This is a genomic window from Nocardia sp. NPDC060255 (assembly GCF_042727395.1).
Lineage (GTDB): Bacteria > Actinomycetota > Actinomycetes > Mycobacteriales > Mycobacteriaceae > Nocardia.
In genome coordinates this window covers 99,009-122,492 of sequence record NZ_JBHXAU010000024.1, presented here as the reverse complement: position 1 = coordinate 122,492, position 23,484 = coordinate 99,009, and the positions used below count along the sequence as shown (strand labels likewise).

The window sequence follows — 23,484 nt, the reverse complement described above, 5'->3', positions numbered from 1 at the left end:
ACCACGCTGAAGCTCGGTTCCACGATGCGCGGGGGTTGTATTGCACGTGTGGCCCACTCGCTGGAATTCGCTCATGGCTGGTCTCCCGCAGCCAACGAGGCTGTGACCAGATCGATGACCTCACCCACCCTGCGAACGCCGAGCAATTGCTCAGGCTTGTAGCGCGGCAGCCCGAACGACCGCTCCAGCACGACGGTCAGTTCCATCAAGCGCAGTGAGTCGAAACCCATGTCCTCGATGAGTCGTCGGCTATCGCCGGTCGAGGCCTGGGGATCAGGTGCCATGGCGTGCACCAGCTTGCGTACCCGCTCTGCCACCTCGGCGGCGACGGCGGTCATGACTGTGCCCCGTCGCGTAGGTGTGGTTGCTGTCCGCCGGAGGTCAGCAGGTCGCGGGCCTCGTCGAGCGGCAGGTCGGTGTCGAGATAGCCTGCGATACGCAGCCAGTCGTAGCCGATGGCCAGGGTGCGCCGCCACTGGTCGCGGGAGTCGAACGAGGCGGGGAAGTTCGTGGCGTCGGGATCCGCGGCGACCGAGCGCACCAGCGTGACGAAGTCGTCGAGGACCGCGAGGCCGGTGGCGGTGTCATCGATCGCCGAGAACCGCACCTGCCGAGCCGCATCCAGTCGCGCGAGCAGGTCGTCGCGACGCAGGGCGTGCGAGGGCAGCAGCCGGCGGAGGGTGGCCGACGGTGCGACGTCGGCAGGCAGCGGGTGAATGCCGAAGGCGGACAACACGACCCGCACGCCCATCGCGATCATTCGGTGCGCGGCGATATCGGCAACGGCGCCCTGATCGTTCTTGACCGCACCCGCCAGGTCTTCACGAGCGTTCTCCAGCACGATGTTCGACCACACCAGGCTCATCGCGCACTCGGTGAACCGGCGCGCGGGCAGCGGTGAGAGGGTCGCGATCGCGTCGTCGCGTGCGGCACCGGTGACACCGAGGGCGGGGGCCAGCGTGGACGCCACCGGCGTGTACGGGCGCACCGGTTTGCACATGGCCAGTGCCGGTGTCAGGACTTCGCCACGGCGCCACTGCAATCCGACGAAGCCCAGCCGGAGGAACTCGGCCAGTTCGGCGGTACTGTCGTGCTGCTGGCGGCCCAGTACCGCGGCGAGGGAATGGCGGAACACCACCGAGCGCCACGCGCGGGCACCGCTGTCCGAGAGGACGAAAACGTCACTGTCGCCGCGGATCACGTGCACGCGCTGGCCGATGGCCCAGGTGGTGACGCCGGGCACTCGCGCGAACAGCAGCTGGTCGGGATCGTCGATGACACCCTCGACACCGAGGTCGGTGGCGAGTTCGAAGACTTGCGCCCAGGTCGCCTGCTCGGACAGGGCCCGCGCCTTCGCGTCACCGAGCACGCCGGGCAGCGCGTCGCCATAGGTCCGTGTCGAATCGCCGCCCGCCCATGCCCCCGGATCGCTGAGATCGCGGTAACGGTCGATGAGTTCGTCACTGCCGATCCGATCCAGTTGCTGTGGCAGCCATTTGGTTTCGAGGTAGCTTTCGCCGCGCCGGGCGGCCCAGCCCTTGATGGCCTGCAGGAGGCCGTTGCGTGCCCAGTCGATCGCCTCGTCGCGCGACTTCAGTGTGCGCAGCGCGATGGCATATCGCAGAGCCTGCTCGGCTCGGGCGGTCCACCAGTCCGCGACCAGTGTCGTGAACGTGGAATGTGGTAGCAGCGTGCGCAATTCGTCGACATCCGGAGTGCCTGATCGGACTACTGTCGCCCGCAGGAATCGCTGGCACCGGTTGGGCAGATCCTCGTCGAGCTCGGTCACGGTGGCGGCTTTCGCCACCTGTTCGAGCTGCCGCCGGAGTTGGGACTCCGAGCGAGTACGCACCTCGACCCGGCGGCCGTCGATGAACAGCACGGTCGGCAGCGTGGGTAGTTCCTCATCGCCGGGTGCGAGTACCAGGAGATCGACGTCGGAGCCTTCGTTCCCGAAGCCCTCGGCCAGCGATCCCTCGAACAGCACGGTCGAATTCGATGGAATTGCCACGCTTTCCAGCGCGGCGTCGAGCAACTGACCGACCCGCTCGGCGGTCAGCGTCGGCACGGGCGCATCGTCTGCGATCCGAGCCTGCTGCCTTCCAGGCGAACGACGGATCCGAGTCACGTCGTCAGGCACGACTCGATTCCCGCTTTCGCCGGAATGACGAAGCGTTTCGCTGGAAGGGTCCTCTGCCGCGTGCACAACCGCGTCCGCCAATGCCCCACTGCGGAACTGCTCCCACATGTACCGGCGACGCGGCTTACCACTCGACGTGCGCCGAATGATGCCACGCGGACCGGTGACGATGGTGACCGTCTGCGCAGGCCCCAACTCGCCACGAATGATCTTGCGCGCCTCCGGAATCCAGTCACCCGGCTTGGACTCGGCGAACAACGCGATACCCTGCTCGCCCGGTTCGGTGATCGCGACGGCCGCGAGTTTGCCCTTGGTGATCCCGGTTTCTTGCGCAACACGGGACTCGATGTCCTCCATGAACACCGAACGCCCGCGCACCTTCACACTCGACCCCATCCGGCCGAGCACGAATACCTCACCGCGGTGCAGGAATCCGGCATCGCCGGAGTACAGCTTGCCGCCGGCGATCCTCGTCGACGCACCGTCCGAATCGTCGGAGTAGCCGAGCGCCACCGAGTCGCCGACCACCACCATCTCGCCGAGCGTGCCGTCCGGCAGTTCGTGCCCGTCCGCATCGACCACCGTCACTGTGGATTCGGCTGTCGAGTAACCGAGACCGGTGATCCAGCCCGCGCCGTCGACGCGATGGGTGTCGTCGAGCAACTCCCGGTCGAGGATGGTGACGGGTTCGCCGAAACGCAGCGTCGGGGTGTCGATGCGCAGGGCGGTGATCGGGCGATGCCGCGCCGAGGAGGTCACCATCAGCGTCGACTCGGCCAACCCGTAGGCCAGCGTGTAGGCGCTCATCGAAAAGCCAAGGGGGCCGGTGAGGTTCGCGAACGACTGGAGGTCGGCCACCTCGACCGGCTCGGAACCGACGGCGAGCGTGCGCCAACCGGACAGGTCGAGGTCGGCGATCTCCGCCGGCGAAACCCGATGCGCCACATAGCCGAGCGCGAACGACGGCGACGGCGAGTGCTGGGCGTGCGCCATCGCGCGCAGCCAGCGCGCGGGCTCGCGCACGAACTGGTCCGGCCGCATCAGGTACAGATCGCCCTGGTTGGTGACGGTGGTGAGGAACGCGCCGACCAGACCCATGTCGTGATACAGCGGCAGCCAGGACACCATCGCCTCGCCGTCGCACCACTCGATCAGCGCGGAGATCATCGCGATGTTGTTGGCCAGGTTGTGCCAGCTCACCCGCACGCCGCGCGGGGCGGCGGTGGAGCCGGAGGTGAATTGCAGCAGCGCGCATTCGTCGGGCTCGCCGAACACGCGCTGCTCGGGCGGGCACGGGCGCAGCGTGGACGCGTCGATCACCAGCGGTTCGTCGGTGCGGCCCGCCGCCGTCGCCGCCTGCCGCACGAGCTGCTCGAATTCGATCGAGGTGACCACCAGTCGCGGCTTCGCCTGGACCAGGATCGCGGCGATGTGGGCGATGATCTGGTCCAGGTCGCCGAACATCGGCGGCGCGACCGGCGTGAACACTCCGCCGCACGCCCAGACCGCGTAGAACGCCGCGACGCAGGGGAACCCGGTCGGCATGATCACGCAGGCGCCGTCGCCGCTGCCCATCCCGTGCTGCCGCATGAGGGCGGCGATCGACCAGGTCTGTTCGGCCAGTTCGGGATAGCTTCGATACGCCCAGCCGTCGGCCTCGTCGGCCAAGTGGATCCCAGCCTGCCCGGCCGGGTCGGCTAGCCAATCACGTACGGCCGCAACGTCTTTGTCATGATCCATCGCGGACATCTCCTTCGGCCAGCACAGTAACCGTTCCGTGTGTGCCATCGACCCGAATCCGCATACTGGTCCGTACCTTTTTGGTCACGTCCTTGACCTGGACCACCGTCGGCACCCCGAGTTCCCGCGCCACGATCGCGACATGGGTGAGCGGGCTGCCACGCTCGATGACCAGCGCCGACGCCGAGGGCAGCGCGGCCACCCAGCCGGGATCGGTCCGATATGCCACCAGAATGCCGCCCGCCACGTCGCGCGGCTCGTCGACGACGACGGCGGTCCCCTCGACGATCCCGGAGGCCGACGGGGTGCCGGTGAACACCGTCCCGGCTTCGGCCGCCGGAGTATCGGTGATCGGCACCCAGCCCTGCCCGGCCAGCTCGGCGCGGCCGAACGTCGCCCCGGTGGTGACGAACCTGGCCGGCGCGACCAGTCCGGCGTCCTTGGCGCGCTGCGCTTTTCGTGTGCCGACGAGGTCGCACAGGTCCGCGGTGTCGGCGCCGTCGTAGCAGCCGCGCAGCTCCTGCACGGTCAGGTAGAACACGTCGGAGAACTCGTCGATGACGCCGCGCTCGGCCAGGTCGCGGCCCATCACTCGGATCATCCGCTTGACCATGCCGAAAGCCCTGGTCCGGCAGAACCGGAGTCGCTCACGGTGCGCAGCGCAGCGAGAAACCCTGCCGCGCAACCGTTCATAGATTCGGCGGCGGAAGCCGTGCAGGTGGGTGCCGAGGTATTCCTCGGCCTCGTCGTGGTGGCCGAGCGGTGCGTCGGGCAATGCGCTGCGCAGCATGACGAACAGGCCTGCCGGATCTTCGCGCAGGTCCGGTGTTTCCAGTTTGAGTTCGTCGAGGCTTCGGTAGCCGTAGCGATCGATGTAGTCGTCGACCTTGTCGCGGAAGTCCGGGTGGTCCGCGAGTGCCGGGTAGATCTGTTCCGGCGCGGTCGAATTCACCAGGGCGGTCAGTTCAGGATCGATGCGCGCCGCGTCGGCGAGCGACTTCATCGCGCGGGCGGGTTCGGCGGATTCGACATCGGCGCCGGGGCCGACCACCGCGTACAGGAACCACTCCGGCGCTTTCGGCAGCAGCAGCTTGGTCAGTAGGAACATCAATCCGGTGCAGGTCAGCAGGATTGCGTCGAGCACCATCAACGGGCCCCAGCGTTCGACCAGGTCGCGATCGACTTTTCGGTAGGCCGCGTAGGCTTCCGCGCCGGACAGGGCGGTGTAGTCGATCGCGTCGTATTCGTCGTAGACGCGATAGAAGTCGGTCATGAACTGTCCGACGATGTCGTCGATGCCGAACAATCGACGCAGATACGTGAAGGTGGTCAGCGAGCGCGACCGCAGTCGACTCAACGGATTGCCAAAAGTGAACGGGCGCAACGTCTTCGCGACCTCGTCGGCCAGCGGCTCGTCCACACCGAGCGCGGCCTCCAGCACCTTGCGGTTCAGCGGGTAGCCCGGCGCGATGCCCACCATGCGGTACCAGTGCAGCAGGTTGTAGTAGACGCGGCCGTGAAAGTAGCCGAGTAGCACCGGAGTCCATCGCTCGGTCTGCCGCAGTTGCGCGTCGGGGACTCGTAGGGATTTCGCGTAACCGTGATACACCCGGCCGTAGATGTCGGCGGCGGTGGTGTAGGTCAGCGGGGAAGTGAGGCCGTTGAAACTCTCGATGATGTTGGAGTTGTCCCAGATTCGCTGTTCGCCGTCCGGAACCGCCTCGCCCGCGCCGCGGATGATCGCGCCGGGCCGAGCACCGAGCGCGGTGGTGATCGGGCGCGACTGCAGGAACCAGAGCCCGTCATCGTCGATCGCCCATTCCACGTCCTGCGGGGCGTCGAACTCGGCCTCCACCTTGCGGCCCAGTTCGGCGACCTCGGCGATCTCCGCGTCGGTCAGCGCGGGCAGTTCGCGACGTGCCGGGTCGATATCGCTGATCGTGTAACCCTGCTCGCCTTCGACCACATACGACCGATCCTTGTCCCCCAGTACGGTTTCCAGCACCGCGCCGGAGGATTTGTCGACCACCACCGAGTCGGCGTCCACCGCACCCGACACCAGGCCCTCACCGAGCCCGTAGACCGCGCTGATGACCAGTTCGTCGCGCGCGCCGCTGATCGGGTTGGCCGTGAACAGCACGCCGCTGGCCCGCGCCGCGATCAACCGTTGCAGCACAACGGCGACCGCGCCCGCCCTCGGCTCTTTGTTGGCGAAGGCATAGCGCAGCGATCGTTCCGAGAACGCCGACGCCCAGCAGTCGCGCACCCGGTCGAGCACCGCGTCGATGCCGTTGACGTTCAGAAAGGAATCGAACTGGCCCGCGTACGAGTGCTCAGGGCCGTCCTCGGCGACGACCGACGAGCGCACCGCGATCGGGCCGCCGAGCCGCGCGTAGGTGTCGGCGATCAGCTCACAAACCTCGGCGGGCAGCGGCGCCGCGACGATCTCGGCACGCAACGCGGCAGCGGCGACGAGTGTCGCATCCAGGTCATCCAGCTGTGTGACCTCGGTCACTTTTCGCAGGAGATCGGTCTCCGCGGTGAATCGCGCGAAGACGTCGGTGCCGAGCACGGTCCAGTCCGGGACCCGAAACCCGCACTGCCGCAGGCGGTGCAGGCCGCGCGCTTTACCGCCGCCGACGGCGGCGATCGTCGCGATATCGGTCCACGGTCCAAGCACCTGCACGGCATGCTCCCATCACCCCTGATCATCGTGTCGCAGCACAGCGCTCCGACCCGTCGAGCCGAGCAAACGAGCAAACATAAGGGGTTGTATGGATATATCCGAGAATTCACCGCAGTGTTAGCCCACAATCCTAGGTGCTCGGTGCGGCAACCGCCCCAGCGAGCGACGACCGTTAAGCTACAAAGCAGTTTCGGTGGTGTGTCGTGAGGATGTGATTCGGGCGGTGAGTTGGACCTTCACTCCGGACGAGTTCGCCCACCTCTGGCGCGAAACCGACCAGGACCGGCACCCGTATCCGCTGCGCATCCTGGAGACGCCGCGCACCGAGGACGAGGCCGACCGGCTGCGCGCGACGCTGAACGAACGGCTGCCGCTGCGCGCCGACCCCGATCTCAGCGCCTGCCTGCGCATTCTCGCCGCACCGCACACCAGGATCGTCGCGATCGGTGGCACGCACACGCCGGGCAGTGAGATCAGGCTGCTCGCCGCCGCGATCTTCGATCGGGCCGTGCTCGCGGTGCAGGAGCCCGGCTCGACGCCGGATTTCGGCGGGCGCGTTCGTCTCTCGATCGGGCACAGCGGCAAGCTGGGCACCCGGATCGCCGGTCTGCTGCCCGACGCACCGCCCGGCCGGGAACCCGCGCGGGTCGCGCCGACGGACGCCGTCCGGGACGAGGAGACGGTGGTCGCACGGCAGCCGACGGCACCACGCATCCGCAAGCTGCTGCTGAAACCGCACAGCGCGGAAGGACATATCCGGATCGAGCCCGCACTGGACCAGCCCACGCCGGCGCCGCCGATCCACTACACCTGGTTCGACGTCAAAGGCGACGGACGTTACCTGATCAGGGCGGGCAAGGAAGTCCACATCACGCCCGCCTCGGCCGAACAGATCGGCGCGCAACTGCAGAAGCGCATCCAGCCGTGAATTCCGATGCCGACCGATAACCACTGCTGCCCGCGGCAGCGGCCACGGGCTAGTCTGAGGCTGACCGACCATCTCAGGGGTGTGCGATGACGATCGAGACCAGCCGAGCCGATATCGTCCGGTTCAAGCAAGCGGCCCAGGCAGGCACCGTCCAATTCGATCCGGCCGCGGCGCGACGGTGCGCCGAGATGTACGACCAGCAGGCCGAACGACTGATCCAACTGCAGCAACGCCTCGAAACCGCCGCGGAACTGGGCGGATTCGGCGGATTCGTGTCGGCGCAACAATTACAGGCCGGGTTCAATCACAAAGCACGGGATGCCGCTACGTTGCTGGATCACTACATCGAGGCCGCCTACCGGATGAAAGAAGCCTTCCTGATCAGCGGCGGATTACTAGAAGAAGCAGACGCCGCCAACGCCGCCGCCCTGCGCGCCGTCGCATCGAGGCTGCCGCGATGACCGGAAACGATCCCGACTACATCAGCTCGATGGAACATTTCGAGTCGATGCGCCACGAAGAGATCTACGCCAAGACCCAGCAGATCGACGCGGCACAGGTCCTGCGTGCCTCGGTCGCGTGGCTGGAGGTGGCAGGCACGCTCAGCACCTCGTTCCCGCTCACCCGCGGCAGCGTGGACCGAGTGATGAACTCGATGGAATGGAAGGGCGCGACGGCCGACGCCGCGTTCGCCAGCATCCGGAGCTTCGCGGCCTCGGCGGATGAACTCGCCGCGGTCATGGGGCAAGTGGGCGCCAGGCTCGGCGGAGTAGCCGCGGCAGCCGAGGCGGTCAAGATCGCGGTCGCACCGCCCGGCTCGTCCGGGCCGATCGGCGCGGTAGCGCGACTGCTCGAGGCCGCGCACGTCATCGACGCGAAGATGGCCGAGGAAGCACTGCGGCAGGAAGCCGTACTGGCGATGAACATGGTGTACAAACCGGCGTATGGGATGGCAGGCAAAGCCGTTCCGGCGCTGCCCGCCCCGCCAGAGGCCTCGGCCGAAGTCAAGCCCGCCCCCACTGCCCCACAACAACGTCGCCCTGCACCACCGACTGTGCCCGAGTACACGCCGCCACAGAGCCCACCGGCCCAGCCGAACGGTCACCCCCCGACCCCCGCCCCATCGGTTCCGGAATCCCAAGCGCCGCCAAGCACTACAACGCCGCCACACCCGGTCCCCGACCCACAGCCGACACCACCGCCGACCACACAGCAGGCCCCACCGACCCACCAGCCACCCCCGCCCGCACCGCCGACCCCTGACGCACCGCCGACCCAGCAGGCCCCGCCGCCTCAGCAGGCTCCGCCGACGACGCAACCGGCACCTGCTCCGCCACCACAACAGGCACCACCGCCTCCACCAACTCAGCAGACGCCTCCCCCACCGTCGACCGAGCACGCGCCTCCACCACCACCCCCGGCGCAACCAGCTCCGCCCCCCGGCCCGGTGCAACCGCCTGTCCCCCTGCCAGATCCAGGCGGCCAACCAGGCGTCACAGGCCCGATCCCAGCAGAAGACCAACAGCAACCCCCCTCCACCACAAACCAACCCGGAGTTGTGCCCTCACAGAAGTAATTGACGCGTGCCAAATCCATTAGCGCGCAACTTAACTGAGCCCCTTGCCCCCGCCAGGGACATCGCGCACATGACATGCGCCCAAAGCCGGGCGCGGCACACAACACGAGCATCGAGCAGAGTCATATGGTCACTAAACGATCTTCACCAACAACCATTCGACTCTGCTCGATCGTGAAAACTCTCTCAACGCCACCACAGCAGATGACCACCTCAGCAACACGACATCACGCACCTGACGCGCGCCTACAGCCGGGTACGCCACACGACGCGCCCACACGTAGGTTGCAGGCTGCGTCGAGTGGATGCTTCGTACGTGAAGTGGGTGGGTTAGATGTTGACGAGGTCGTCGGCGTGGATTACTGGGCGTTGCATGGTTTCTGGGAGGTCGGCGGTGGTGTGGCCGAGCATGGTGGTTAGTTCGGTGCTGTCGTAGGCAACTACGCCGCGGGCTACCAGGCGGTTGGTGGTGGTGATTAGGTCTACTACGTCGCCGCCGTAGAAGCGGCCTCGTAGGGCGGTGATGCCTGCTGCTAGTAGGGAGCGGCGGTTGGCTACTGCGGTTGCGGCGCCGTCGTCTATCAGGAGGGCGCCTCGGCTGTCGGCGGCGTGGCGGACCCAGAACTTGCGGGCGGACAGGCGGGTTGGGCGGGGGGCGAAGGCGGTGCCGACGGTGCCGGTGGTGAGGGCATCTGCGGCGGAGGTGGCTGCGGCGAGGAGGACGGGGACGCCTGCGTCGGCGGCCAGGCGGGCGGCGGAGAGCTTGGATGCCATGCCGCCGGTGCCGAGAGCGCCACCGCTGCCTGCTATTACGCCGTCCAGGTCGGCGCTGCCGTGTACCTCGGGGATGAAAGTCGCTGCGCCCTTGCGTGGGTCGCCGTCGTAGAGGCCTTCGACGTCGGAGAGCAGGACGAGGGCATCGGCGCCGACGAGGTGGGCGACCAGGGCGGCGAGGCGGTCGTTGTCGCCGAAGCGGATCTCTTCCGTTGCGACAGTGTCGTTTTCGTTCACCACGGCGATCGCGCCGAGGGAACGAAGGCGGTCCAGTGTGCGCTGTGCGTTGCGATGATTCTCGCGGCGGGCGAAATCGTCCGCGCTCAACAGCACTTGGCCGACCGTGCGGCCATAACGGGCGAACGAGGTGCCCCACGCGTGCGCCAGTGCGAGCTGACCGACGCTGGCAGCAGCCTGTTTGGTGGCCAGATCGCGGGGGCGGCTGCTCAGTCCGAGCGGCGCGATCCCCGCACCGATCGCGCCCGAAGACACCACCACCACATCGGATCCCGCGCGCATCCGCGCCTCCACCGCATCAGCGAGCAGATCGAGGCGTGCCATATCGAGCCCGCCCTTCAAGCTGGTCAGCGCCGACGACCCGATCTTCACCACGACCCGCCGGGCCGACGCGATCGCCAGCCGAGCTTCACTCAGACCCGAATCCGACTCGGTAGCACCAGAACTCACTGTCATCGCAATCGAACTCCCTGCGCAGCAATAGAACTCGCCGACACCAAACCTACCGTCACCGGCTCGACCGAAGTTGCCCCCGCAGTCACCGGCCCAACCGCCACCGAACCCGCCGTCACCGACTCAACCAAGCCCGACCTCGCCATCACCAGCTCGACCAAACCCGAGCTCGCCATCACGAGCTTCGCAATCACCGATTCCACTGTCATATCGGCGAACGCCGCGATTGGGCAGGGATCCCGCACGGCCGAGCCACCACTCGAATCCGGCCCACGCCGGAATGGCGCGGACTCTCGCCGCAGTGACGGGAAGCGCGCACGGCTACTCCTCGTCGTCCTTCACCAACCCACGCCGCACCCGCGAGGCGTGCTTGCGCTCGGCGGCGCTGATCCGATCGTCTTGTTCCAGGCGGATATCGGTGCCGCGGCCGGTGGGCACCATGTCGATGCCTGCGGAGATCTGTGGCTCCCATTCGAAGGTCACGTTGCCGATGGTCACCGGGGCGCCGGGCTCGGCGCCCTGCTTGACCAGTTCGTCTTCGACGCCGAGGCGGGCAAGGCGGTCGGCGAGGTAGCCGACGGCCTCGTCGTTGTCGAACTGGGTCTGAACCACCCAGCGCTCGGGCTGCGAGCCGCGCACGATGAAGCCGCCGGGCTCCTGCGGGTCCGCGATCACGCTGAAACCGGTCTGGTTGACCGCGATCGGGCGGATCACCGGACGCGCGGGCGCCGCCTTCGGATGCGCCTCACGGTACTTCAGCACCAGGTCGGCGAGCGCGAAGGTCAAGGGCCGCAAGCCTTCTCGGCTCACCGCCGAGATCTCGAAGACCGGCCAGCCGCGTGCGGTGAATTCGGCGGTGACCATCTCGGCCAGCTCGGCCGCATCCGGCACGTCGATCTTGTTCAGGATGACCACGCGCGGCCGATCGGCCAGGTCGCCGAGGTCGGCGTCGGCGCTCAGCGCCGGTCGGTAGGCCGCGAGCTCGGCTTCCAGTGCGTCCACGTCGGAGACGGGATCGCGACCGGGTTCGAGGGTGGCGCAGTCGACCACATGCGCGAGTACCGCACAACGTTCCAGGTGCCGCAGGAAGTCGAGGCCGAGGCCGCGGCCTTCGCTGGCACCGGGGATCAGGCCGGGCACGTCGGCGACGGTGAAAGTGGTGTCGCCACTGAGCACCACACCGAGGTTCGGCACCAGGGTGGTGAACGGGTAGTCAGCGATCTTCGGCTTGGCCGCCGACAGCACCGACACCAGCGAGGACTTGCCCGCGGACGGGAAGCCGACCAGGCCGACATCGGCGACGGACTTCAGCTCGAGGACCAGATCGACCTCGTCGCCGTCCTCGCCGAGCAGCGCGAAGCCGGGGGCCTTGCGCGCCTTCGAAGCGAGCGCGGCATTGCCGAGTCCGCCGCGACCGCCACGGGCGGCGATGAACCGGTTGCCCGCGCCGACCAGGTCCATCAGGACCTTGCCGTCGCCGTCGAGCACCATGGTGCCGTCGGGCACCTTGAGCAGCAGGTCGACGCCCTGCTTGCCGTCACGGTTGCTGCCCTCGCCCGGCTTGCCGTTGCCCGCCTTCGCGTGCGGGTGAAAGTGGAAGTCGAGCAGGGTATGCACGTTGGGGTCGACCTCGAGGATCACGTCCCCGCCGTTGCCACCGTTGCCACCGTTGGGTCCGCCGAGCGGCATGAACTTCTCGCGGAGTACCGAAGCACACCCGTGTCCGCCTTTGCCGGCACGCACGTGCAGTACGACACGGTCGATGAACTTGGACATTTCCGAATCATCCTCCTTCAGGACTGGTCGATCGCAGTGGTGCGTCGGTGAAACGCGGTGATGTCTGTGTGAAACGCGCTCTGTCATCCAGAAACGCGCCCTGTCTTCGGAAAACGCGAAAGCGGGCCAGGGTGGCGACCCTGACCCGCTCGGCTGTTGTCTGGAGAGGTTAGGCCTAGGCCTCGACCGGCTCCGGGACGACGATGTTGACGGTCTTGCGTCCGCGCTTGGTGCCGAACTCGACCGCGCCCGCCGCGAGGGCGAACAGGGTGTCGTCACCGCCACGACCGACGTTCACGCCGGGGTGGAAGTGGGTTCCGCGCTGACGCACCAGGATCTCGCCTGCGTTGACCTTCTGGCCGCCGAAACGCTTGACGCCGAGGCGCTGGGCGTTGGAATCGCGGCCGTTCCGGGAGCTGGACGCACCCTTCTTGTGTGCCATAGCTGAATCTCCTCGGGATGTCTTACTTGATGCCGGTGACCTTGATGACCGTCAGCGGCTGACGGTGACCCTGACGCTTGTGGTAGCCGGTCTTGTTCTTGAACTTGTGGATGCGGATCTTCGGGCCCTTGGTCTGCTCGACGACCTCTGCGGCCACGGAGACCTTGGCCAGCTTCGCGGCGTCGGTGGTCAGGTCGGCCCCGTCAACGACGAGAACCGGATCCAGGGCGACGGAAGTACCCGGCTTGCCCTCGATCTTCTCGACCTTCACCAGGTCACCGACCGCGACCTTGTACTGCTTTCCGCCGGTCTTGACGATCGCGTACGTTGCCATCGGTCGGCTTCCTCCACTCGATTAAGTACAGTCATGTTTCTTCTCGCGACACAACTGCGCGACGCGAGATGTTCTTGGCTGGCTTGCTGCGCGGGGCGTGGTATAACGCCCATCGCCAGGCAGCGACCGACCTAGGTTACCAGAGCACCCCTTCAGCGACACAATCCGCCCGTCGGCAGCCTGCGAGCAACCCTTTTCCGCCGGGAGTCCGGTGCGTTTCCGGTGCCGCGGTGGACGCCCTGAGCACGGTCGTAAAACGGCTCAGCGTGCCCGTCACCCAACGACGCGGCCGATCCCACCCGAGGGTGTGACCGGCCGCGTCGAGGCTGTCAGATCAGCTGCTACTACTCCGCTGGCGGCGGGCCCGCGGGACGGCCGACGGCACGACGCCGCGGCCTGCGGACCGGCACCTCGACCGGGACGTCGGCGGTGAAGTCGACGGCGGGTGCGGGAGCCTGCTCCGGGGTCGGCAGTACGAACACCGCACCACTGCTGTCCGCAGCGGGAGCGGCGGCCGAACGGGCGACCCTGCGCCGCCGGCTCGTGCGCGGTGCCGGTTCCGGCGCACCGTTGGTTACCACGCGATCCGCAGCAGGCGGTGCCACCGATTCCGCAGGAGCCGCCGGTGTCTCGACAACCGGTGCGGTCTCGACAGTTTCGGCCTCCGGGTCCTCGACGACCTCGTCCGTGACCACCTCGGCCTCGTCCGTGACGACCTCGGTCTCGAGCGGCTCGACCGCCACCGACTCACCGGCCGCGGCGATCGACTCGTCCGGGTCTGTCACCGACTCGTCCGTGACCACACCCGACTCGTCCTCGTCCGCATCACCGTGATGCGCGGCCATCGCCAACGCGACCGGATGCGCCCGCTTGACGGCGATTTCCTCCTCGGACTCCACCGGCGCGGTCCCGTTGGTCGCGACGACCGGCGCGGCAGGTGCCGCACCCTTGTCGCGGCCACGGCGGCGACGCGATCCGGTTTCCCGAGCCACGCCCCGCGCACCCCCGTCGTCGCCGGAGGACGGCTCGACCGGGTAGGCGTGCACCAGGATGCCGCGCCCATGGCAGTGCTCACAGGTGGTCGAGAACGCCTCGACCAGACCGGTGCCCAGCTTCTTACGGGTCATCTGCACCAGGCCGAGCGAGGTCACCTCGGACACCTGATGCCGGGTGCGATCCCGGCCCAGTGCCTCGGTGAGCCTGCGCAGCACCAGGTCCCGGTTCGACTCGAGCACCATGTCGATGAAGTCGACGACGATCATGCCGCCGATATCGCGCAACCGCATCTGGCGCACGATCTCCTCGGCCGCCTCCAGGTTGTTGCGGGTGACCGTCTCTTCCAGGTTGCTGCCGCCGGAACCGGTGAACTTGCCGGTGTTCACGTCGACCACCGTCATCGCCTCGGTGCGGTCGATCACCAGGGTGCCGCCCGAGGGCAACCACACCTTGCGATCGAGCGCCTTGGCGAGCTGTTCGTCGATCCGGTAGGCCTCGAACACGTCGACGCCGTTGTTCTCGTGCCGGGAAACCCGGGCGAGCATCTCCGGCGCGACGGTGCCGATGTACTTCTCGACCGTGCTCCAGGCCCGCTCACCCTCGATGACGAGCTTGGAGAAGTCCTCGTTGAACAGGTCGCGAATCACCTTGACCAGCAGGTCGGGCTCTTCGTACAGCGTCTTGGGCTGACCGTCGTTCTTGCCTTCGGCGGCCTTCTCGATGGTGCGCCAAGTCGCCTGCAGCCGTTCCACATCGCGGGCCAGCTCGTCCTCGGCGACGCCCTCGGACGCGGTGCGGATGATCACACCGGCGTCGTTGGGGACGATGTCGCGCAGGATTTCCTTGAGCCGCTTGCGCTCAGTGTCGGGCAGCTTGCGGCTGATCCCGGTAGACGTGCCACCCGGCACGTACACCAGGAAGCGACCGGCCAGGCTGATCTGCGTGGTCAGTCGAGCGCCCTTGTGCCCGACCGGATCCTTGGAGACCTGGACCAGCACGAGCTCGCCGGGCTTGAGCGCCTGCTCGATCTTGCGCTCTTTACCGCCGAGACCGGCGGCCTCCCAGTTCACCTCGCCCGCATACAGCACGCCGTTGCGGCCGCGGCCGATATCGACGAACGCCGCCTCCATGCTGGGCAGCACGTTCTGCACCTTGCCGAGGTAGACGTTGCCGACCATCGATGCGGAACCGGTGCTGGTGACGAAGTGCTCCACCAGGATGTTGTCCTCGAGCACCGCGACCTGGGTGGCGGTCGGGTGATCCGGGAACGCCTTCTCGCGCACCACCATCACCCGGTCCACCGCTTCGCGACGGGCCAGGAACTCCGACTCGGTCAGGATCGGCGGACGACGCCGGCCGGCCTCGCGACCGTCCCGCCTGCGCTGCCGCTTGGCCTCGAGCCGGGTGGAACCGGTGATGCCCTGCACCTCGTCGACGGCGGTGGCGCGGCTGCGGCTCTTGTTCCGCGGCTCGCGCTCGTGCACGACGGTGTTCGGCGGGTCGTCCTCGGTGGTGGTGGCGGCCTCGGCCTCGGCGGTGTCGCCCGCCACCTTGCGACGGCGACGACGACGGCGGCGACGGCTCGCGCCCTCCGGCTCGTCCTCGTCCTCGGCGTCGGCGTTGTCGTCGGACGAGTCGCTGGCGTCCGTGTTGTTGCTGTTGGTGTCGGCGATGTCGCCGGTCTGCTCGTCCTCGGTGTCGTCCGAGTCGTTCTCGTCGTCGGCGTCGTTCTGCTGCTCGCCCCGACCGCGACCGCGGCCACGACGGCCACGACGCCTGCGACGCGGCTGACCGTCGGCGTCGCCCTGCTGGTCGGCCGAATCCTGCTCGTCCTCGACCGTCTCGGGCTCTTCCTCGGGCTGCGGCTCCTCGACCACCGGCTCTTCGCGCTGCACGACACGCTCGGTGCGGCGCTTGCGGCGGGTCTGCTCGGCGGCCGCGGCGTCCGGCGGCAGGAACAGCGGGGCCTGCACGACGGCGGCGGACTCGAACACCACCGGCGCGGCGACGTGCGGCTCTTCCCGGACCGGGTGGGTGAACAGCTGCACCGAGGGCTGGTGCGCGACTTCGTTCGGGTTCTCGGCGCCGGAGTTGCCGATCAGCGGTTCCGGCGCGGAGAAGACCAGCCCGCCGTGACCACGGCTAGGCGCGGGTTCCGGTGCCGCCGGGGCCTCGACCGGTTCGGCCGCAGGCGGCTCGACCGGCTGCTCGGCCGCGGCCTGCGGCGCTGGGGCGTCGCCTTCCGGCGGGCCGAGCGCGTCGCGGACGGACTCCGCGATCGCCCGATCGACGTTCGATTGCGCGCTGCGCGCGTCGGACCCCAACTCGGTGAGCTTGGCCAGGATGCGTTTGCTCGTTACCCCCAGCAGCTTGGCGAGTGCGTGAACTCGGATTCGCTCCGGCAATTGTTCGGCATCCTGTGGTGTTGTTTCCAATGGCTCTTTTTCGGCCACGAAGTCTCCTCGGACCCCCGGGCGCGTCCCTCCCGGTAAGGAGTGAAGCGGCCGACGCGGGGGCACTATCCGTTCGCCTCACGCCGCTCAGCGCAAGGTCATATGGTCTCGCCCCGCATGTCCGGTTATCACCATGTTGTTCGTCGGTTTGGGCTAACTGGTCACGCGGCGCCTGGCTGTTGGCTGAACTCCACGATTGTGAGCGCTCATCCAGCGTGCCGACGCGAACAGCAGGCCCAGCGACCGGGCCTTTTGTCCGTGGCAGCGATGATCGGCATCGAACCGCGGTGTGTCATCCGGCTGCGATGGCCCCGATAGTCCACGTACCTGCGCGAACAGTCGGCATCAAAAGCAGCCGATGTCAGTATCCCATACCGAGCGCCGCAGGCTCACCGCGGCGCACGACCGAGTCCAACTCGCAAACTATTTTCAGGCCGAAAACTCCGGAAACCACAGAGCTATCTCACGCTTGGCCGATTCGGGCGAATCGGACCCATGCACCAGGTTCTCCTGGGTCTCCAGGGCGAAGTCCCCGCGAACGCTGCCCGGTACCGCCTTTTCGACCGGATCGGTGCCACCGGCGATCTGCCGGAATGCCGCGATGGCGCGCGGCCCCTCCAAAATGGCCGCGACAACCGGGCCGGAAGTGATGAATTCGATCAGGGAGCCGAAGAACGGCTTCTCGGCGTGCTCGGCGTAGTGGCCCTTGGCCAGGTCCTCGGACACATGCTTCAGCTCGAGGGCCGCGATCTTCAGGCCCTTGCGCTCGATTCGCACCAGCACCTCGCCGACGAGGCCACGGGCCACACCGTCCGGCTTGATGAGTACCAACGTCTGCTCAGTCACGGCGCACACTCTAACCGGCACCCCCGGTGGGTACCGAACTCGCGGTTCGATCGGCGCCGATTCAGGAGGAGCGCTGGGCCCGCTGACTCGGCAGCAAGCCCTTCTCGATCCGGCCGCGCACATCCGCGCGCAGCACCAGAATGAAGCCCCAGACCACCGCGAAGACAATGCCGATGACGCCGATGGACAGATGAATGAAGGTGCCGAGCAACACGAATACCTGCAGGCCGAGATTGAACGGCATCGCCCACGACCGGCCCTGCACGCCCGCGCCGAGGAACATCACCACGGCGAGTACCACCAGGTAGGTGCCGGAGGCCCAGGTGACCCCGCCGCCGACCGAGCCGACGACCGGCAGCGCGAGCAGCACCACGATCGCCTCGAGGATCAGCGTGCCCGCCATCACGCCGCGGAAGCCCTTCCACGGATCGGTCGTCGGTGCGGGCACCGAATCTGGTTGGGCGGCGGGCTCACTCATGCGGGGTCCTTTCCGAACAGCGCGCGCGTCGCGCCGGCCGTCACCACGGATCCGGTCACCACTACGCCGGCACCGGACACCATCTCCCCCGCCTCGCCGATTTCCTCGGCGATGGCGATGGCGGTCTCCAGCGCGTCCGGCAGGGTCGGCGCGGTGATCACCCGCTCGTCACCGAACCGCTGGACCGCGAGGTCGGCGAGCACGTCGACGTCCATCGCGCGCGGCGATCCGTTGCCGGTGATGACGATTTCATCGAGCACCGGCTCCAGTGCGGTGAGGATGCCGTCGGCGTCCTTGTCGGCGAGCACGGAGACCACACCGACCAGCTTGCGGAAGTCGAACTCCGCGGTCAACGTCGAGGCGAGCGCCTGTGCGCCCGCCGGGTTGTGCGCGGCGTCGATGAAGATGGTCGGCGCGCTGCGCATCCGCTCGAGCCGGCCCGGGCTGGTCACGCTCGCGAAACCCGCACGGATGGCTTCGATGTCGAGCTGCCGGTCGGCGCCCGCACCGAAGAACGCCTCGACCGCAGCGAGCGCGAGCACCGCGTTGCGGGCCTGGTGCTCGCCGTGCAGCGGCAGGAAGATCTCGTCGTATACCCCGCCGAGGCCCTGCAGTTCGAGCTGCTGACCACCGATCGCGATCTGCCGGGCCAGCACCCGGAACTCACCGCCTTCGCGCGCCACGGCCGCGTCTACCTCTACGGCTCGGCGCAGCAGCACGTCCATCGCCTCGGGGTCCTGCTCGGCGATGACCGCGACGGTGTCGCGCGGAATCAGGCTCTCCGGCGCGCGTTTGATGATCCCGGCCTTCTCGCCCGCGATGGAGGCGAGGTCGGGGCCGAGATAGTTGGTGTGGTCCAGGCCGATCGGGGTGATCACCGCGACCTGTCCGTCGATCACGTTGGTGGCATCCCAGGTGCCGCCCATGCCGGTCTCCACGATCGCGACATCGACCGGCGCCTCGGCGAAGGCCGCGAACGCCATCCCGGTGAGCACCTCGAACTTGCTCATCGCCGGGCCGCCCGCCGCGGCCGACTGCGCGTCGATCATCTCGATGAACGGCTGCAGTTCCTGGTAGGTCTCCACATACCTGGCCGGCGTGATGGGCGCGTTGTCGATGCTGATCCGCTCGGTGGCCAGCTGCAGGTGCGGGCTGGTGATCCGGCCGGTGCGCCGGTGCAGCGCGGTGAGCAGCGCGTCGATCATCCTGGTCACCGAGGTCTTGCCGTTGGTGCCGGCGACGTGGATCGCCGGGTAGCTCTGCTGCGGCGAACCGAGCAGGTCCATCAGGGTGGCGATCCGGGTGAGCGACGGCTCGATCTTGGTTTCCGGCCAGCGGGTGTCGAGTTCGGCCTCCACCAGCGCCATTTCGGCCAGCTCGACCGGCGACGGCCCGGAACTCAGCCGCGGTCCCGCGGCCGGGTGGCGGAGGTCGTCGCCGTACTGCGGTTCGGGTTCGTGATTCATTTACCGCTCAGTTCTGCGAGTCGGGCACCGATGCGCGCCACCTCGGCGGCGGCGACCTCTTGGCGGTCCTTGATCTTCGCGACCACCGGCTCCGGCGCCTTGGCGAGGAACGCCTCGTTGCCGAGTTTGGCTGCGGTGCCTGCCAATTCCTTCTCCGCCGCGGCCAGGTCCTTCTCCAGGCGGCGGCGTTCGGCGTCCAGGTCGACGGCGCCGGAGGTGTCCAGCTCGACGGTGACGGTGGCACCGCTCAGCCGGACCTCCACGGTCGCGGTCGCCGCGAATTCGGCGCCTGGCTCGGTGAGCCGGGCCAGGTTCGCGACCGAGTCGTGCAGTGCGGTCAGGCCGGCGGTGTCCAGGCCGATGAGCTTGGCCGCCACCTTCTGCTTGTCGGCCAGGCCCTGATCGCCGCGGAACCGGCGGATCTCGGTGATCAACCGCTGGGTATCCGAAATACGCTGGGCGGACACCTGATCCGTCGGCACACCGGAAGCTGTCGGCCACGCGGCGATCACCAGGGACTCGCCGTCGGTCAGTGCCTGCCACAGCGATTCGGTGACGAACGGGATGACCGGGTGCAGCAGCCGCAGCACCGCGTCGAGCACGGTGCCGAGCACTACCTGGGTGGCCTCCGCGCGTGCGCCTTCCTCGGCGAACTGCACCTTGGTCAATTCCAGGTACCAGTCACACAATTCGTCCCAGGCGAAGTGGTACAGCGCCTCGCAGGCCTTGCCGAACTCGTAGCCGTCCAACGCCGAATCCACTTCGGCGCGCACCTCTTCGAGCCGATCCAGGATCCAGCGGTCGGCATCGGTGAGCTGGGCGCGGTCCGGCAGTTCACCGGTCCGGGCGCCGTTCATCAGCGCGAACTTGGTGGCGTTGAACAGCTTCGTCACGAAGCTGCGCGAGGCGAGCGCGTGCTGTTCGCCGACCGAGAGGTCACCGCCGGGCTGCGCGCCACGGGCCAGCGTGAAGCGCAGTGCGTCGGCACCGTATTCGTTGATCCAGGCCAGCGGGTCGATGCCGTTGCCGCGCGACTTCGACATCTTCTTGCCGTACTGATCGCGAATCAGGCCGTGCAGGAACACATCCTTGAACGGAACCTGATGTCCCTCTTTACCGGCCTTCAGCACCGGGTCGTCGCCGACGAAGGTACCGAACATCATCATCCGGGCCACCCAGAAGAACAGGATGTCGTAGCCGGTGACGAGAACGCTTGTCGGATAGAACTTCTCGAGTTCCGGCGTGGCGTCCGGCCAGCCCATCGTGGAAAACGGCCACAGCCCCGAGGAGAACCAGGTGTCGAGCACGTCCGGGTCCTGCACGTACCCCTCGGGCGCGGTCTCGTCGGGGCCGACGCAGATCACTTCGCCCTCGGGGCCGTACCAGATCGGGATGCGATGGCCCCACCACAGCTGCCGGGAGATGCACCAGTCGTGCATGTTGTCGACCCAGTCGAACCAGCGCGGCTCCGAGCTGGCCGGGTGAATCACGGTGTCGCCGTTGCGAACCGCGTCACCGGCGGCCTTGGCCAGCGACTCGACCTTGACCCACCACTGCATGGAAAGGCGCGGCTCGATCGGCTCGCCGCTGCGCTCGGAATGCCCGACGCTGTGCAGGTAGGGCCGCTTCTCGGCGACCACGCGGCCCTCGGCGGCCAGCCGCTCGCGCACCGCGACGCGCGCCTCGAACCGGTCCATGCCGTCGAATTCGGTTCCGGTGTCGGTGATTCGGCCGCGCTCGTCCATGATGTTGGGCATCGGCAGGTTGTGCCGCAGGCCCATCTCGAAGTCGTTCGGGTCATGCGCGGGGGTGATCTTCACTGCGCCGGAACCGAATTCGGGATCGACGTAGTCGTCGGCGATGATCGGGATCTGCCGCCCGGTGATCGGGTGCTCCAGGGTGGTGCCGATCAGCGCCTGGTAGCGCGGGTCGTCCGGGTGCACCGCCACCGCGGTGTCGCCGAGCATCGTCTCCACCCGGGTGGTGGCCACGATCACGTGCGGTTCGTTGTCGTCGAGCGAGCCGTACCGCAGCGAGACGAGCTCGCCGTCGATCTCCTGGAAGTTGACCTCGATGTCGGAGATGGCGGTGCGCAGTGCGGGCGACCAGTTGACCAGTCGCTCGGCGCGGTAGATCAGGCCCGCGTCGTAGAGCCGCTTGAAGATCGTCTGCACGGCCTGGGACAGGCCGTCGTCCATGGTGAATCGGTCGCGGCTCCAGTCGACGCCGTCGCCGAGCGCGCGCATCTGCCACTGGATGGCGCCGCCGGATTCGCGCTTCCAGTCCCACACCTTGTCGATGAACAGCTCGCGGCCGAAGTCTTCCTTGGTCTTGCCGTCGACGGCGAGCTGCTTCTCCACGATGGTCTGGGTGGCGATGCCCGCGTGGTCCATGCCCGGCAGCCACAGCACCTCGTAGCCCTGCATGCGCTTGCGGCGGGTGAGGGCGTCCATGATGGTGTGGTCGAGGGCGTGGCCCATGTGCAGGTTGCCGGTGACGTTGGGCGGGGGCAGCACGATCGAGTAGGGCGGCTTGTCGCTGGTCGCGTCGGCCGCGAAATAGCCAGCGGCTACCCAGCGCTCGTACATCGAGGCCTCTACCTCGCCGGGGTTCCAGCTCTTGGGGAGGGCATCGGCACGATTACGCGTCTTGTCAGGGGCTGCGCTGGTCACCCGACGATTCTAGTAGTCCGGCTCAATCGATTTCCGCAGGGTGCGCCGCCGACGACGGACGGTCGGGCCGAATGCGCACGGTGGGCGTTGCGACCCGCGCGTCGTGTGAGACTTGCCGGTGTGAGTGAGCTCGGCGAATTCCTGAGGGCCAAGCGTGCGTCGATCGCGCCGGAGCGGGTCGGCCTCGCGCCGGTCGGCAATCCGCGCCGGGTGACCGGGCTGCGCCGCGCGGAGGTTGCGCAGCTGGCCGCGATGAGTGTGGATCAGTACATCCGGCTGGAGTTGGGGAGAGTGACGCGCGTCTCGGACGAGATGCTCGGCGGTATCGCGCGGGCGTTGTTGCTGACCGAGGCCGAACAGTCGTACCTGCGGCTGCTCATGGTGCCGCACAACGGAATCGGACAGAAAGAAAGGCGGAGTCTTCGGTGGATGAGGGACACCGAAGACTCCGCCTACACCTGAAAGCTTACCGTCCCAACTGGAAGGGTTCGGGAATCCATAAGCAATTCTCAGAATCTGGCATTTTCTACCCTTGATCTCCGGATTATCCGGTCGAAACGGGCCTCTGGGCGGCAGCTAGCGCGCGATCGGCGAGCTCATACACGTCCGCGCGTGGGCCCGCGATAAGAAGTCCGATTAGTCACGATTCGACCATGTCCGTATTGTCCGTTCTTGCCAGATCGGCCGCCGGTGCGGACTCTGGAAGATGTGAACGCATCCGCTGGTCCGATTCAGGGAAATCTCAGTGAAAATGCAGGGTTTTCCCCGTTGCCGGAGCAGCGGCCGCTGGGGACCCTGGAAGAGGTGAACCCTCCGCTCGCCACGTTGCCGCCACCCTCCCCCGAGGCTTTACTGCCTTTCCTCGCGCCGGATGCCGTGCACGATCTGCGGGGCCGGGAGATCGATGAGTTGCAGTACCCGCCGATGACGGCGCTGGTTGTCGCCGGGATACCGGGCGCGGGCAAAAGCACTGTCCTGCGCCGATTCTTCGGCGCGACCACCGAGGCCGAGGATCCGTCCGGTGGGCCGGAGGGATCGATGGTGCTGGACTCGCTGCAAGCGCGGAACAGGTTGCGGCACCGGCTCGGCTGGCTGCCGTATTCGCTGTGGCGGCCGGTCGTGCACGTCGTGCATTTCGCGGGAATTCGTACGGCACTGCGGGATACGGACGGGCCGGTGGTCATCCACGACTGCGCGACCACCGGTTGGGCGCGACGGATCATCTCCCTCTGGGCCGCCGGGTACGGCAGGGAGTTGCACGTGATCCTGCTCGATGTGCCGACCGCGGTGGCCCGCGCCGGTCAGCACGCCCGCGGGCGGCGGTCCAATCGAATGACGTTCGTACTGCACTGCTTTCGCTGGCGGCGGCTGATGGAACGACTACGCGCTGGCGGTGGTCTGCGGCCCACGCCGGAGTCGCTGGTGATCGTCGACCGGATCACTGTCAATCGCATGCGCCGAGTCACCTTCGCCGCGTAGGAGATTCC

The 23,484-nt window shown here is 67.7% G+C and carries 17 protein-coding genes; 5 read left to right on the top strand and 12 right to left on the bottom strand.

Going from position 1 to position 23,484, the window contains the following annotated elements:
- Positions 1–71 precede the first annotated feature (71 nt).
- From ACFWF1_RS34085 to ACFWF1_RS34075, 3 genes are read right to left on the bottom strand one after another with little or no spacing between them, the layout of a single operon-like run.
- Positions 72–338, bottom strand: a complete 267-nt coding sequence (locus tag ACFWF1_RS34085; RefSeq protein ID WP_379282458.1) for an acyl carrier protein — start codon at positions 336–338, stop codon at positions 72–74.
- On the bottom strand, positions 335–3,880 hold the full coding sequence (locus tag ACFWF1_RS34080) for an AMP-binding protein (protein ID WP_379282457.1): 3,546 nt from the start codon (positions 3,878–3,880) through the stop codon (positions 335–337). The genes ACFWF1_RS34085 and ACFWF1_RS34080 overlap by 4 nt, the downstream gene beginning before the upstream one ends.
- Positions 3,870–6,566 carry a phosphoenolpyruvate synthase gene (locus ACFWF1_RS34075; protein WP_379282455.1) on the bottom strand — a complete coding sequence of 899 codons (2,697 nt, stop codon included), beginning with the start codon at positions 6,564–6,566 and terminating at the stop codon, positions 3,870–3,872. The genes ACFWF1_RS34080 and ACFWF1_RS34075 overlap by 11 nt, the downstream gene beginning before the upstream one ends.
- A 223-nt stretch (positions 6,567–6,789) precedes the next feature.
- On the opposite strand from ACFWF1_RS34075, the gene ACFWF1_RS34070 reads away from it, so the two are divergent.
- The 3 genes from ACFWF1_RS34070 (at position 6,790) to ACFWF1_RS34060 (ending at position 9,070) form a co-directional block, all read left to right on the top strand.
- Positions 6,790–7,494 carry an ESX secretion-associated protein EspG gene (locus ACFWF1_RS34070; protein ID WP_379282454.1) on the top strand — a complete coding sequence of 235 codons (705 nt, stop codon included), beginning with the start codon at positions 6,790–6,792 and terminating at the stop codon, positions 7,492–7,494.
- A gap of 86 nt (positions 7,495–7,580) precedes the next feature.
- Positions 7,581–7,955, top strand: a complete 375-nt coding sequence (locus tag ACFWF1_RS34065; RefSeq protein ID WP_379282453.1) for a hypothetical protein — start codon at positions 7,581–7,583, stop codon at positions 7,953–7,955.
- Positions 7,952–9,070 carry a hypothetical protein gene (locus ACFWF1_RS34060; protein WP_379282452.1) on the top strand — a complete coding sequence of 373 codons (1,119 nt, stop codon included), beginning with the start codon at positions 7,952–7,954 and terminating at the stop codon, positions 9,068–9,070. The genes ACFWF1_RS34065 and ACFWF1_RS34060 overlap by 4 nt, the downstream gene beginning before the upstream one ends.
- A 330-nt stretch (positions 9,071–9,400) precedes the next feature.
- Here ACFWF1_RS34060 and proB read toward each other — a convergent pair whose 3' ends face one another.
- The 9 genes from proB to ACFWF1_RS34015 form a co-directional block, all read right to left on the bottom strand.
- A complete protein-coding gene (gene proB, locus ACFWF1_RS34055) occupies positions 9,401–10,537 on the bottom strand; it encodes a glutamate 5-kinase (protein ID WP_379282451.1) in 1,137 nt (378 codons plus the stop codon).
- 318 nt (positions 10,538–10,855) lie between these two features.
- Entirely contained in the window at positions 10,856–12,310 is a 1,455-nt protein-coding gene (gene obgE, locus ACFWF1_RS34050; RefSeq protein ID WP_379282450.1) for a GTPase ObgE, read from the bottom strand.
- Between the two features lie 175 nt (positions 12,311–12,485).
- A complete protein-coding gene (gene rpmA / locus ACFWF1_RS34045) occupies positions 12,486–12,752 on the bottom strand; it encodes a 50S ribosomal protein L27 (protein ID WP_040732806.1) in 267 nt (88 codons plus the stop codon).
- A 22-nt stretch (positions 12,753–12,774) separates the two neighbouring features.
- Positions 12,775–13,086 carry a 50S ribosomal protein L21 gene (gene rplU, locus ACFWF1_RS34040; RefSeq protein WP_040732804.1) on the bottom strand — a complete coding sequence of 104 codons (312 nt, stop codon included), beginning with the start codon at positions 13,084–13,086 and terminating at the stop codon, positions 12,775–12,777.
- A 344-nt stretch (positions 13,087–13,430) separates the two neighbouring features.
- Entirely contained in the window at positions 13,431–16,535 is a 3,105-nt protein-coding gene (locus ACFWF1_RS34035; protein WP_379282449.1) for a translation initiation factor IF-2 N-terminal domain-containing protein, read from the bottom strand.
- 429 nt (positions 16,536–16,964) lie between these two features.
- Positions 16,965–17,381, bottom strand: a complete 417-nt coding sequence (gene ndk, locus ACFWF1_RS34030) for a nucleoside-diphosphate kinase (RefSeq protein ID WP_357383066.1) — start codon at positions 17,379–17,381, stop codon at positions 16,965–16,967.
- A 61-nt stretch (positions 17,382–17,442) separates the two neighbouring features.
- Positions 17,443–17,859, bottom strand: a complete 417-nt coding sequence (locus ACFWF1_RS34025; protein WP_379282448.1) for a DUF4233 domain-containing protein — start codon at positions 17,857–17,859, stop codon at positions 17,443–17,445.
- Positions 17,856–19,226 carry a bifunctional folylpolyglutamate synthase/dihydrofolate synthase gene (locus tag ACFWF1_RS34020; RefSeq protein WP_379282884.1) on the bottom strand — a complete coding sequence of 457 codons (1,371 nt, stop codon included), beginning with the start codon at positions 19,224–19,226 and terminating at the stop codon, positions 17,856–17,858. The genes ACFWF1_RS34025 and ACFWF1_RS34020 overlap by 4 nt, the downstream gene beginning before the upstream one ends.
- A gap of 95 nt (positions 19,227–19,321) precedes the next feature.
- Positions 19,322–21,997, bottom strand: a complete 2,676-nt coding sequence (locus ACFWF1_RS34015; RefSeq protein WP_379282447.1) for a valine--tRNA ligase — start codon at positions 21,995–21,997, stop codon at positions 19,322–19,324.
- A gap of 120 nt (positions 21,998–22,117) precedes the next feature.
- Here ACFWF1_RS34015 and ACFWF1_RS34010 point away from each other — a divergent pair, with 120 nt between their 5' ends.
- Together ACFWF1_RS34010 and ACFWF1_RS34005 are read left to right on the top strand one after the other, a co-directional pair.
- Positions 22,118–22,459: a helix-turn-helix domain-containing protein gene (locus ACFWF1_RS34010; RefSeq protein WP_379282446.1), complete on the top strand. Its 342-nt coding sequence runs from the start codon at positions 22,118–22,120 to the stop codon at positions 22,457–22,459.
- Positions 22,460–22,801: 342 nt separating this feature from the next.
- Positions 22,802–23,476: an AAA family ATPase gene (locus ACFWF1_RS34005; protein WP_379282445.1), complete on the top strand. Its 675-nt coding sequence runs from the start codon at positions 22,802–22,804 to the stop codon at positions 23,474–23,476.
- Positions 23,477–23,484 lie beyond the last annotated feature (8 nt).

What these genes read in the sequence shown, in the direction of transcription:
- ACFWF1_RS34020 (WP_379282884.1), bottom strand. Translation starts at nt 19,226, where the DNA reads ATGGCGCTGGTGGAGGCCGAACTCGACACCCGCTGGCCGGAAACCAAG.
- ACFWF1_RS34080 (WP_379282457.1), bottom strand. Translation starts at nt 3,880, where the DNA reads ATGGATCATGACAAAGACGTTGCGGCCGTACGTGATTGGCTAGCCGAC.
- obgE (WP_379282450.1), bottom strand. Translation starts at nt 12,310, where the DNA reads ATGTCCAAGTTCATCGACCGTGTCGTACTGCACGTGCGTGCCGGCAAA.
- ACFWF1_RS34025 (WP_379282448.1), bottom strand. Translation starts at nt 17,859, where the DNA reads ATGAGTGAGCCCGCCGCCCAACCAGATTCGGTGCCCGCACCGACGACC.
- rplU (WP_040732804.1), bottom strand. Translation starts at nt 13,086, where the DNA reads ATGGCAACGTACGCGATCGTCAAGACCGGCGGAAAGCAGTACAAGGTC.
- ACFWF1_RS34060 (WP_379282452.1), top strand. Translation starts at nt 7,952, where the DNA reads ATGACCGGAAACGATCCCGACTACATCAGCTCGATGGAACATTTCGAG.
- rpmA (WP_040732806.1), bottom strand. Translation starts at nt 12,752, where the DNA reads ATGGCACACAAGAAGGGTGCGTCCAGCTCCCGGAACGGCCGCGATTCC.
- proB (WP_379282451.1), bottom strand. Translation starts at nt 10,537, where the DNA reads ATGACAGTGAGTTCTGGTGCTACCGAGTCGGATTCGGGTCTGAGTGAA.
- ACFWF1_RS34065 (WP_379282453.1), top strand. Translation starts at nt 7,581, where the DNA reads ATGACGATCGAGACCAGCCGAGCCGATATCGTCCGGTTCAAGCAAGCG.
- ACFWF1_RS34085 (WP_379282458.1), bottom strand. Translation starts at nt 338, where the DNA reads ATGACCGCCGTCGCCGCCGAGGTGGCAGAGCGGGTACGCAAGCTGGTG.